Genomic DNA, 12,048 nt, shown 5'->3' on the forward strand with positions numbered 1-12,048 from the left:
CATCTGCAGTAGAAAACCCCAAATCTAGCATTTTAACTGTTTCCATATCCCTTCCTAGCCCAGAGAACATAACGCCCAATTAAGGGGTGAACAACGCCTCCACCCAACCCTAAAGCATTGTGCCATAAACGCTAAAACTGAAGTAGAAGCAAAAGTGCCAAGCGTTGTGAATCCCTCTTAAATTGCTTGTTAGGCCTGTGCTGATTCCACCTCTGCTGCTACTTTAAGAACCATTTCTGCAATATCTTTGTCCCAACCTTTTTGACATAGGAACTCTACGGTAATTAAGTCGGTATTACCCTGAATTAGCATCAACTGAACAACAAAGCAGAAACTAATTCTCCACTGCCTTTGCGTTGCTCGCTTATGTTCTAACCAAAGCTTTTTTAGAAACTCATCCATCACTGCTGACTTTTCATCAATAAAAGCTTTTAATTCACTGACGCTCTTTACGCCAACCTTTTCAGCGAAGCTCAACACCCCCTCTAAACCTTCATCGGGAAAATCCTCCCAGTAACCTTGGTTCAGAGCTTTGAAATAGACTTTCCTTACTGCTGCTGAAGTCCAAATCATTTCCATTAAGTTATTCTTATTAAGAGTTTCTATTTTAGCCTGCAACTCTTTTAACTTAGTTACATTCTTGGCTAAGCTCTGGTGTGTGACACCGTTACGTTGAGCGGCACCTAATACGGATAAGCCATTACATACGACGTCAACCATAGCCGTAATAGATTCTGCTTTTAGTTTAGGCATTAGCTCACTAGCTATTGCTTTAACTTGCTCTTCACTTAAATACATACGTAAATCCTCATTCCAACCTTATGGGTTGAACAATGACATATTGCGCATATGATTACAACCCTTAAGGTTGCAATTTAAATTTAAGGCCTAACGCCCAATTAAGGTGTGAGGCGCGCCATACCGAAGCTGCCGCATGCCACCTTAATCACTAAAACCACCGCATAGTAAAAATGCCACGCGTGCCGAATCCCACTTGAACTGTTTGTTAGCACGCTGCCCTTAAAGCCTTTGGTATACGCCAAGATATTGAAATATAGCACGAAACTGTTAGCTAAAAACACTGAAGCTAAACGGAAAACTGCCAAACTTAAAATTAGCTTCAAGACGTAAGTTGGCTAGAAGAAAAACATGCTTAACTGCCCTTTTTTCACCAGTTTCCAATTAGCAAAGGATACGGGCTTCGGACTTTAACAGCAGCTTCAAAGAAACCTAGCTTTGACGAAAATATCTCAGCGTTAAAGAAACCACACCAGAGAAATCACCCAAAAGTTAGAAACCGTAAACGATGAAGTCAAAGCGAAAACAACGCATCTAGTGCCACCGGAGCGAAAGTGAAAGGCACATTAGATCAGGTGTAAAGCTAGGAAAAGAAACCAATAAACACAGAAACTTTTAACCGTTGATGCCAACCCAGTGCTAACGCCCTGCTAAGGGGTGAGCAACGCAATACAAAAGCCACCGCAAACCACCTTAATCACTAAATTCAACGCATAGTAAAAATGCCACGCGTTGCGAATCCCTCTTGAGCAGTTTGTTAGTCGCGAGGCACCGAGCGACAATTTTAAGCCGAACTAAACTTTGCGAACAACAAACTTTATGTGCTTTGACGCATTTGAGTCAGGCGTAGTCTCAAAGCGGCTATTCAATGAAACCACTTGGAACAAACAACGCCGTAGAAAACGGACTGACAACACCAAAAAGCGCTTTTGGAAAGCCAATCTCACAGTGCGGACTTTCAACAAAGTCACTGAAACCACATGGAACTTACAACACAAGAGAAAACATCATTTCAGCGAGTAAATCCGCTTTTGTACCCAACAAGCTCACCGAGCGGAGTTGCAACCAAACACAGACTCTCGATTGCCCTGCTCTGTCAGCACCAATGGACAAAACAACCGCTAGAACAATTACAAAACTTTAGACTTAAAACAGCTGAAAATGAGTTTGGACCAACAACGATGAACCTGTGAACCGAACGATCAGCAGCCAAATTTTGAGCTTAGAAACATGAATTTGACTTCTAGCTTTTTCTGGCGACTAACGCCCAATTAAGGTGTGAGGCGCGCCATACCGAAGCTGCCGCATGCCACCTTAATCACTAAAACCACCGCATAGTAAAAATGCCACGCGTGCCGAATCGCTCTTAAATTGTTTGTTATGTTTTGGTGTTCATCAAGCTAATCAAACTTTTTGAATAGATTATGCCCTGTGATCCCATACCCAAGACGAGTATACAGCCTTAAAGCACCATTATTGCCATTTGCAACATGGAGCTTCAACCTTGTAATACCACTTTGTTTGAGGCGGGATTCAAGGTTTTTTATTACTAATTCGCCATAACCTGAGTTGCGATACTTTTGCTCTATGAAGAAGTCACAAATAAAAGCGGTTGAGTCTTCTACACTCTCTATGTACCAAAGATGACCTATAGATAGTTCCCCCCAATTTAATCGAACAGACATAGTTACCGTCAGTATCAAGCTTATTGGGTAGTCTCATCTCGAAGTCTAGGGAAGCGAACTCAAAAGATTTCCTTTCAGAATAGCCATAATTGGAGCTGATAGAACCAGCGTATTCTCGTATAAAGTTTTCACGAAACAGCTCAAAACAACCAGGTTCCATTTCAAATAGACTTATCACTTTACCCTCCTAAATCCTTGGAGTTGATTAAAAACATAACGCCCTGCTAAGGGGTGAGCAACGCAATACCGATGTTGCTAAAGACCATCTTAATCACCAGATTCAACGCATAGTAAAAATGCCACGCGTTGCGAATCCCTCTTGAGCAGTTTGTTATGTTTTTACTTTACACGCCGTACTTTTGCTGATGTGCCAGCTACATGCATAACATTACCACCGCCTGAGTTATAAATAAGAACTTCAGGTCGGTGAGCATATTTATACTGATATTTGTATTGAGATTGTTGCCAGACTTGTCCGTTTTGTAATTGATAAGATGTTTCACCTTCCCAGCCTTTGAAATCTCCATTTATTCTACTTTTCATTACACCGTCTAATTGACGGATTGAAACAATTTCATCTTGACCATCAACCTGAAGATAGAGGCTGCCATTACGTCGAAGAATATGTACTTGAGGACAGTAAGAGTAGTAATACCAGTACTTATATTCATCTTGAACCCAGCATGTTCCATCCATTAATTGGAACAAAACCTCATCATCAAAACCTTCAAATTCCCCATCAATTTGGGAAGAATGTACAATTTCATACCCTTGCATGATATCTCCTTAAAAACATAACGCCCTGTTAAGGGGTGAGCAACGCAATACCGAAGCCGCCGCAAACCACCTTAAACACCAAAATCAACGCATAGTAAAAATGCCACGCGTTGCGAATCCCTCTTGAACAGTTTGTTATGTGCGTTGCTCAAATTCATACTCTGTAAGACACCATTGCTTTGGACTTGACCAACTGATTTCTTTGAATGATGTTCTTAGGTCACCGCTCAATAAAAGTTGCTTCATAAAATGGCTAGGTGAAATATAAGCTTTATCATCGTAAGCAAACACAAAGCCCTGCTTATTGAGCTCAAGCATCATCTGTTTGGTTTCCTTTGATTGAATCCCACCATTGAGATCAAGCTCATCAATACGATCGGTTGTATCACCATCTCGACTGCTATTGCTTAACTTTATTGAGGTATTATCTATGGCAACAACGTGCGCCGGAGGGACTTCTCCTGATTGACCAAACTCAACTTTGTAAGGAAGCTGTTTTATCATTTGATCTCCAAGCACATAACGCCGCATTAAGGTGTGAGCAGCGCTTGGCTATACTTGAGCGAAGCGAAAGCGCCAAGCGTTGCGAATCACTCTTAAATGCTTTGTTATGGCGATACTTAACTTCGCGAGCCTAAGCTTTTTTCACGAACGCCGCTGTTACCATCATTTCTCCAGCACCATCGACCTTGCAGTCGAGTTGGTGGTCTTTACTATCAAAAATACGCCTGACAACTGCTTTTGTACCGATTTTCAACACCAGGGAGCTACCTTTAACTTTAAGATCTTTTGCCAAAGTAACTCTGTCACCCTCGGCTAACAAAGTACCATTTGCATCCTTAACATTAATAAGTTCATCTTGGGCAACTTCATCAGGGTTCCACTCAAACACACACTCCGGACAAACCAAGTTAGCTTGATCTTGATACACATACTCAGACTGACAATTTGGACAAGGAGGGAATGACATAAACTTTCAACTTTTCGATTAACAGTTGATATATGATAAGTTGATAACGCTCGATTAGCGAGAGGCATGGCACTATATTTAGTAATACCAACTGTGCTACCTAACTCGAATTATTCCGAAAGCCATAACGCCGCGTTAAGGTGTGAGTAACGCAACACTGAAATATCGGCATACCACCGTAAACACCAAAACCAACGCATAGCAAAAATGCCACGCGTTACGAATCACTCTTAAACGCTTTGTTAGGCTATTTTTATGCGTCAATCTTAGCCAGTTCTACTGTAAAGCCCATATTTTGTAACCTTCTACTATGGTGCCTAAGGTTTACTTTTGAGAAAAATGGCAAATGCACTTCACCTTGTTTTTTGTGCATGATAGCTAGAACTACCCGGTGGGTGCGCGGCGATTTATCTTTGTCAAATACTACACTTAGATAAGTATCATCTAAATGCGCGTTCACTTGGCTAAGTACAGATGCATCATTCAATAACAGCTCTGTTGCAACTGTTGCTTGAGAAAACAGGTGGCTTAATACCGAAGAAGCGCCATATTTTTTAACATGAATAAATGCGTTACATTGAGAAAGCAAATCACAAAACTCTATGCGAGTACCTATACCTTGCGGATAAATCCACTTTTGGTCTAAGAGAGCAAAATTCTCACCATCAGCTATTTTTCTTAGGTATTCACCCTCAGTAAGCGTTCCATAAGGTGGGAAATCAATTGCAGACCTAGGTAAATGCTTAAAATACTCGTTAACCGAATCGCTAAACTTTCGCTCAACTCGATACCATTGCGAATCATTCAATACGAAGATATCCCCTTCTAATTCAACTTCCCCATTTAGACAGCGGAAAAGAGACCATGACTTCACTTGCATTTCAGCAGAATTATAAGCGTAAACTTGTTTACGCTTTAATGCCTCTATGCTTGTTGGGAACTTTAACTTAGCTTCCTTAACGTACAATTCCAAATCTAACTCTGGGTGCATGCACACGGAGCAGCCTTTTTTAGCTCTCGTTGTATAAACAAAGCCAGAAAAGTCTCCATAATCCATAATTTCTGGGCACGCGATCCAAAGTGATTCATAGTTTTGAGAGTCCAGATTGTGAATAATTCTGTCGTTTAAGTTTGAAATGGTTTCAGGATCAGTCACTGATTGAATAAAATCGACCCACGGGTAACTAGATAAATATTTATCTGACTCGTATGCAGACATTATCCTGTTTGCAATTTTAGGTAACTCTTCGAGGCTCACTTTAGTGTACAAAGAAACCGAGTCATAACCAGATACAATCTCTAATTCATCATCATCAGTTTCCACAACAGCAGAAATTGATTTTAGAATTTCATGATCAAACTCGAAGTCAAAATCTGAAACGTTCGTATTTTTAGAGGTTTGAGATCGAGTCTTAAGAGCAACTTTATCTAATGTTGCCTTATCAATTGATTTGATTTGTTCTGAGTCACCGATATTCAAGGACACTCTTAAACCAAAACCTCGTTGGATGACATGTGGTAACAGTAATGACTTAGCATGCCCAAAAGTAAAAGCTATTAGCCTGCTATGAGCTTTAACGAGAAACATCCCGCAAATACTCTCAGAATAGAAAATGGACTCATCAACGTTAGGGTGAATTGTAAAAATTTCACTCCATTTAGGCTTAGACTTGGCATTTTTTATGTAAAGACTGTTTATGCTGCCATTTATATCAACACCAATTCTCCTAGCGTTTTTCTTAGGGTTAATTATGTCAGCTTCTTCATAGCCTTCTTTGATTAGATACGCGACAACATTAAGCTTCATCTAGTTCCTCATCAAATCTAACGATAAGCAACTAATATCGCATTAAACCCATGTAAATGGTATGATTTTTATCATAAATGCGACATATCGTTTCTAATAGCCTAACGCCCTGTTAAGGTGTGAGCAACGCAATACCGAAGCAGCCGCATACCACCTTAAACACTAAAACCAACGCATAGTAAAAATGCCACGCGTTGCGAATCACTCTTAAACAGTTTGTTATGTGCTTGCTAACGTAGTACTACTGATTGAACGCCTACGCCGTCGTCACCGATCAAGAAATCGATAAACAACGTATGCCTGTAGCCTAATTGACTTTTGAATGCTGCAAGTTTTGCATGGTCTTTATACCTATTTTCACCGTTGCAGACTTTCTTTATTTCAACAGCTAACAAATTTTCACGAGTACCACGACGATGAATGATTATATCTGGAACAACATTGCGGCTAATAACTTCAGAGTCAGGGTCGATAGCATAGTTCAATCGCTTAATCACCCCCATGTCCCTAGAGTACTCGCAATCTACATCCCAGCCATCTGCAAATTCTGCGAACTTTCTTGCTAATTGGCTTGAAATAGACTGTTCGCTATTATTCTGCTCCAACAGAATCCCATGTTCTTCTACAAAACCTTGTAGCAATTCATCAATATTTAAATCTAATTCTTCTATTCTCATACACTTTTCTTACTAAAGCACATAACGCCGCATTAAGGGGGGAACAACGCCTCCACCCAACCTAAAGCATTGTACCTTAAACACTAAATTTGAATTAGAAACAAAAATGCCAAGCGTTGAGAATCCCTCTTAAATGCTTTGTTATAACGTAGCTCTCCACGCTCTGTGAACTCAAAAACCATTAAATCGAGTGCAGTCGTTTTTGATAGGCACTGTAAGTTGCTGAAATCATAGATACAAAGCCAAATAGGAACGCGGCAAACCAACGGTAGTTGAAAAACTTGGTCACCGCGCTCATTGCGTCAACTGGCTGAGGAGAGTTCCATGCAATAACGAAACTGATGCAACAGGCAAGAAACAAGATACAACTTAAAACGATACCTAGCTTAACTTTCCAATCGAACAAGTAATACATATTTTTCCTTTACGTTATAACGCCGCATTAAGGGCGCCACCACCAAACCTAAACCATTGTGTCGTAAACACTTAAGCTAATTCAAACCAAAACTGCCAAGCGTTGTGAATCCCTCTTGAATGCTTTGTTAGTTGCCAAACTTAAAGCTTTGATTTGAAGCCGATTTCCGTTTTGCCAACACTTGCTTTACGTATTTTGAAAAACTCAGTTCAGGCGCAGTTTCAAAGCGCCTGTCACTGAAACCACTTGGAACAACCAGCGCCGTAGAAAACGGGCCAACAACACCAAAAAGCTCATTTGAAAATGACAATATCACAGCGCTGACTCTCAACAAGTGAATCAGCTTCTGAAACAGAAAGTCCGACCACAAAAAAACCAAAGCCTGATTTGCACAATCCTGAAAGACTAAAATTTGAAATACAAAACCGAGCCAGAATGCACGAACATTAGCCCTAAACATTCTGCTTTAGCTGCGTTTTTCTCCTTGGCAACTAACGCCTTGTTAAGGTGTGAGGCGCGCAATACCGAAGCTTCCGCATACCACCTTAACCACTAAAACCAACGCATAGTAAAAATGCCACGCGTGCCGAATCACTCTTGAACAATTTGTTATGTACGTGCTAAAGGTACACTACTGACTCCACATTGTTGCCCTCAGGGTCAATCAAAAACGCAGCGTAGTAGTTTGGAGCATAGTGTTTTCGTAAACCAGGCTTACCGTTGCATTTACCACCTAAAGATAACCCCGCTTGATGAAACGCAGAAACTTGTAATTTGTTTGATGCAGAAAAAGCAATATGGCACTTAGAATTACTGACGCCTTTTTCAATTAGAAACCTTACATTTGGCTCGCTCGAAAGCCCAAAGCCAGCAGCATTTTCATCTGACCACTTGAGTTCAATACCCAATGGCTCTAGCACATTCTTGTAAAACACACGACATTCTTCGAATGCAACTACCTTAATTTCAAAATGATCTATCACTCTCAATCCTTTAGAGTTGGTTACAATTTTCCTTAAAGTACATAACGCCGCGTTAAGGGGTGAACAACGCAATGCCACCTAACTCAAACTATTGTGCCATAAACACAAAAGCTAAACTTTGAACCAAAACTGCCAAGCGTTGAGAATCCCTCTTGAACGCTTTGTTATACCACTACTCAAAGCTTTTCACTGAACTCCCCACACTGCTTACACTTGTAACCATGCTTGTAAAAGAACAGTGGAAAACCCAGTAAAATGAATACTAAGAAAGCTGGACGCTTACCTTTTGTAAATGCGTATAGCTCCGTGCTACCACAGTTAGGGCAAACATCTTTTGCTTCATCAACGGCAACTTCATTTTCCAATGATTCTGAGAAGTCACTACTAAGTATTTGTTTCGCTTCCTCTGCATCACGCTCGGAGACCATCAGGCGAACACCGCCCATAGCGTTTGAATAAAGCCACTGAGTATTCACCGTGTGCTCGTCAGCGATGTAACTTTCTATCCCAGCACTATCTAGACTCGCTTTCGCAATATGAGCTTCATGAGGAAAAGAAAACCTTGCTACTACAATCACATATTGCTCCTTGTGGTATAACGCCCAATTAAGGTGTGAAGCACGCGATCACAGTACTCAATTTAAACACCGTAAACACTAAATTAGACCCAAACCAAAAATGCCAAGCGTGCTGAATCACTCTTAAATTGTTTGTTATGCCTGTGGTGATTAGAACGCTTTTGTTCGATTACTCTACGTCCAAGCCAGACCTTTTAGCAATTTCAGTATCAAAACCATCGATACTCTTTTGGTTCTTTTTAAGCCAGTATTTTTCTATACCCGCTGTACCTTGTTTTTCTGACCAATTAGCTAGATCTTCACGGTCTCCCTCATAACTAAAGTAAGGAACTGACATTCCGCAGGAAGACTGTACCAAATCGACGTCTAGGACAAAGATTTGTCTAGCAGCAACACTTTCCGGAAACATCGATGCATACTTACCCCAACTATCGTCTTGAGAGTGCAAAACAGTAGCCTTACCATAGGCTCGAAGGATTAGAGGAGAGCCCTCAAAAGCACAGAACATGACGGTCATTCTTGGGTTTTGAATGACATGTGATGCTGACTCATTGCCACTTCCTGTAAGGTTTAACCAAGCTATTTGCTTTGGGTTGATAACACGCAAGGAATCTCCACCTTTAGGCGACAAATTCACACTACCACTCTCTGCGGCGGTAGCTACAAAATAGATTTTTTGCTGTCCGATAAATTCAATGTGTTTATCGGATAACTCTGAAAATTGCTTACCCAAAACGATTAACCTCCATGTTAATTTTCGATATAAGGCATAACGCCCTGTTAAGGTGTGAGCAACGCAATACCAAAGCCGCCGCATACCACCTTAAACGATAAACGCAACGCATAGTAAAAATGCCACGCGTTGCGAATCCCTCTTGAACAGTTTGTTATGTGCGTGGTTGAAAGCTACTCCACACTTGGCTCCGGTAAAACTGGTGGTGTACTGTCCATGTAAGTTAAAAAATTTTCCCATAACTCGTGCGTTCTTTGCTTAGTTAACTTAGTTTTGCACGATATCGCCATAATTCCACGAATAGTTCCATCACGCCATTGCGTATAAACCGAGTCACAGTGAGAGGACATATATGCTTGCCAATCCTGTTGAGCAAGCTTAATTGCTGCAATCAGTTCTGGGTCATGAGCGTTGTGCTCAAAGCTAGTGTTTAGATATTTATCTAATTTAACTTGTGCTGACTCTAGTTCAATAGCAGCACATTGGTTTATCTCGATTGTGGTCATCGCATTATTACAGTCAATGGACTCTTCTTCAGCAAGAGCACCAAATGAAAGACTAGCTAATATGATGATTAGACACTTATTCATCGTTTTCTTCGAAAGCACATAACGCCGCATTAAGGTGTGAGCAACGCTACCACATAACTTAACCAGACCACCGTAAACACAAAACCTAACGATGGAATGAAAAATGCCAAGCGTTGGGAATCACTCTTAAATGCTTTGTTATGTAAATTCTTTGGGATCTACAAAATCTAACACTTTTAAACGCCCTTCGAACAATATCTCACGGCTAGCTGGATGATCATTGATCCCTAGCCAATATTGTCTGGCTCGCTTGATAGTTGTGAGCATAGGCTCACTGTCGGTCAATAGGTGTTCGTCGCTAGCTACATGCAAACGACCTTGAACTTGTACTTTCGCTATTTGAAATTTTTGATTATCTAGACCTAAGTTTTGCAGCCAAAACTTAACCCCTTCTTCATCGGCTGCGAGCCAAATACAACGCTGCCTAGATGGCAGGTGGGGAAACTCACTTTTGCGAATATCTTCCCATATAAGTTCCCGCACATAGCTAACAAAATGTTGAGTTATATCTGCTGCAATCCCAGCTACATTTGGACAGTTAACTTCACCATCCCTCACTGCATTTAAGAACTGCTTACCCGGTAATTGATGAGTAACATTATCAGGAGTAGTTACTCCATAAGTTTTTTGATTGGTTTCAAAAAAACTAAAGTAAGGGTTACTTTCTCCACCGATATCAATCACATCCCCGATATTCCACTTTGGTAGAGAAGACCAAGGAACAACTCTATTGATGTGAAAATAAACTGCTTCTTTACCTGAAATGTTCATTGTTTCCTCTTATTTACATAACGCCCAATTAAGGGGTGAGCAACGCCTCCACCCAATCTAAAACATTGTGCCATAAACACTAAAATTGAAGCAGAAGCAAAAATGCCGAGCGTTGTGAATCCCTCTTAAATTGCTTGTTATGCGTTTTCTTCCAACAAGCTGCTGTCATACCAGATATCTTCATAGCCATTGTTATCTATTAGGAAACGGTAGCCAGGAGGTAGCCCGAGATAAGCTTGCACTTGAGGTAAGTACTTAACTATATGCTCAACATGCAGCGGTTCAAAGAAGTCTGCGTTTGTAGACAGATCCTTACCGCACCAGATATACCAGCCATTAGTACCATTTTCAGGTTCTACTCTCATACCATTGATGGGAGTTTGATTTACGGTAGAAAGCGCAATTCCTAATTTGCTACCTGTATTCGGATACTCTTTCGCTACATCTTGAAATTGACTATCCAATTCTTCCTCCTGACGCATAACGCCGCGTTAAGGGGCAGCAACGCGATACCAACAAACTTCAATTTACCACCGTAAACACAATTACCAAAATTTAAGCCAAATTCGCCACGCGTTGACTGTCCCTCTTGAACGCCTTGTTATACAAACAGTTACAGCTTGTCAGATAGCTTTTTAAGGTGAGCTTTAGCCAATTCATTATTGTCACGGCTTAACCATTTTATACAGTCGAACAGCTCCCATATTAAACCTTTGTCGCCATTCGTATAAGCTGGAAAGTCCTCGTGCTTTGGAGCTGGCTCATCGGTTAGACGCGACTCTACGATACCAGATTTATCGAATAGAACTTTAAACGGTTTAGATATATTGAAAGGCTCATTTACGTCTAAACAGTGAATCTCCGCGCTGGTCAAATCGTTGAAAATATACTTTTTAAAGAACGCATTTTCATTATGAAAACCTTCAAGGCAGTAGAAGATTTCTTTACTAGCTTCGAAATTGGAGAAGCACGAGTCCGCGATTTTGTGGAACCCATTTTGGGTAAAAATGAGAATGTCAGCATCAGATATTCGATCGCCTTTGCCAGCAGCAAGTGAACCCAACAGAACCGCTGCTAATACATTGTCCTCAGAGGAAAATGATATACAGGCGGACTTAACTAACTCATTTTGAAGTGGTAAATGTTCAATATTTAATTCTTCCTGACTCACAACTTTCTCCGTTTGTATAACGCCGCGTTAAGTAGTGAGCAACGCCACCACTGAACCTGACCATACCACCTTAAACACTTAACCCAACTTAGA

Annotated in this window: 15 protein-coding genes and 1 pseudogene; 1 reads left to right on the top strand and 15 read right to left on the bottom strand. The window is 40.8% G+C overall.

Going from position 1 to position 12,048, the window contains the following annotated elements; genetic code table 11:
- Positions 1-189 precede the first annotated feature (189 nt).
- The gene (locus tag R7P67_RS22295; RefSeq protein WP_140277661.1) at positions 190-798 is read right to left on the bottom strand and encodes a hypothetical protein; all 609 of its coding nucleotides are present in this window, start codon (positions 796-798) and stop codon (positions 190-192) included.
- Positions 799-1,666: 868 nt separating this feature from the next.
- On the opposite strand from R7P67_RS22295, the pseudogene R7P67_RS22300 reads away from it, so the two are divergent.
- Positions 1,667-1,991, top strand: a pseudogene (locus R7P67_RS22300) (hypothetical protein).
- 207 nt (positions 1,992-2,198) lie between these two features.
- Here R7P67_RS22300 and R7P67_RS22305 read toward each other — a convergent pair.
- The 14 genes from R7P67_RS22305 to R7P67_RS22375 form a co-directional block, all read right to left on the bottom strand.
- A complete protein-coding gene (locus R7P67_RS22305; protein WP_262654253.1) occupies positions 2,199-2,483 on the bottom strand; it encodes a GNAT family N-acetyltransferase in 285 nt (94 codons plus the stop codon).
- Between the two features lie 339 nt (positions 2,484-2,822).
- Positions 2,823-3,260: a hypothetical protein gene (locus tag R7P67_RS22310; RefSeq protein ID WP_262654251.1), complete on the bottom strand. Its 438-nt coding sequence runs from the start codon at positions 3,258-3,260 to the stop codon at positions 2,823-2,825.
- 135 nt (positions 3,261-3,395) lie between these two features.
- Entirely contained in the window at positions 3,396-3,764 is a 369-nt protein-coding gene (locus R7P67_RS22320; RefSeq protein WP_262654249.1) for a hypothetical protein, read from the bottom strand.
- A 130-nt stretch (positions 3,765-3,894) separates the two neighbouring features.
- Positions 3,895-4,230, bottom strand: a complete 336-nt coding sequence (locus tag R7P67_RS22325; RefSeq protein WP_262654248.1) for a zinc ribbon domain-containing protein YjdM — start codon at positions 4,228-4,230, stop codon at positions 3,895-3,897.
- A 253-nt stretch (positions 4,231-4,483) separates the two neighbouring features.
- A complete protein-coding gene (locus R7P67_RS22330; RefSeq protein ID WP_025555118.1) occupies positions 4,484-6,037 on the bottom strand; it encodes a TIGR04141 family sporadically distributed protein in 1,554 nt (517 codons plus the stop codon).
- Between the two features lie 230 nt (positions 6,038-6,267).
- Positions 6,268-6,714, bottom strand: coding sequence for a hypothetical protein (locus tag R7P67_RS22335; protein ID WP_262654241.1), 447 nt, complete (start codon positions 6,712-6,714; stop codon positions 6,268-6,270).
- A gap of 181 nt (positions 6,715-6,895) precedes the next feature.
- A complete protein-coding gene (locus R7P67_RS22340; protein ID WP_029842189.1) occupies positions 6,896-7,129 on the bottom strand; it encodes a hypothetical protein in 234 nt (77 codons plus the stop codon).
- A gap of 620 nt (positions 7,130-7,749) precedes the next feature.
- Complete coding sequence (locus tag R7P67_RS22345; RefSeq protein WP_005386966.1) at positions 7,750-8,112, bottom strand: VOC family protein; 363 nt, start codon at positions 8,110-8,112, stop codon at positions 7,750-7,752.
- Between the two features lie 176 nt (positions 8,113-8,288).
- Complete coding sequence (locus R7P67_RS22350; RefSeq protein ID WP_140089843.1) at positions 8,289-8,690, bottom strand: DUF2007 domain-containing protein; 402 nt, start codon at positions 8,688-8,690, stop codon at positions 8,289-8,291.
- A gap of 169 nt (positions 8,691-8,859) precedes the next feature.
- Positions 8,860-9,423: a pyridoxamine 5'-phosphate oxidase family protein gene (locus R7P67_RS22355; protein WP_262654236.1), complete on the bottom strand. Its 564-nt coding sequence runs from the start codon at positions 9,421-9,423 to the stop codon at positions 8,860-8,862.
- A gap of 173 nt (positions 9,424-9,596) precedes the next feature.
- Complete coding sequence (locus tag R7P67_RS22360; RefSeq protein ID WP_149192373.1) at positions 9,597-10,013, bottom strand: lysozyme inhibitor LprI family protein; 417 nt, start codon at positions 10,011-10,013, stop codon at positions 9,597-9,599.
- Between the two features lie 138 nt (positions 10,014-10,151).
- On the bottom strand, positions 10,152-10,784 hold the full coding sequence (locus R7P67_RS22365; RefSeq protein ID WP_262654234.1) for a DUF2441 domain-containing protein: 633 nt from the start codon (positions 10,782-10,784) through the stop codon (positions 10,152-10,154).
- Positions 10,785-10,921: 137 nt separating this feature from the next.
- The gene (locus R7P67_RS22370) at positions 10,922-11,248 is read right to left on the bottom strand and encodes a hypothetical protein (RefSeq protein WP_258510066.1); all 327 of its coding nucleotides are present in this window, start codon (positions 11,246-11,248) and stop codon (positions 10,922-10,924) included.
- Between the two features lie 149 nt (positions 11,249-11,397).
- Positions 11,398-11,955 carry a hypothetical protein gene (locus R7P67_RS22375; RefSeq protein ID WP_140126713.1) on the bottom strand — a complete coding sequence of 186 codons (558 nt, stop codon included), beginning with the start codon at positions 11,953-11,955 and terminating at the stop codon, positions 11,398-11,400.
- Positions 11,956-12,048 lie beyond the last annotated feature (93 nt).

The sequence above is a fragment of the Vibrio sp. Vb0937 genome, assembly GCF_033338855.1.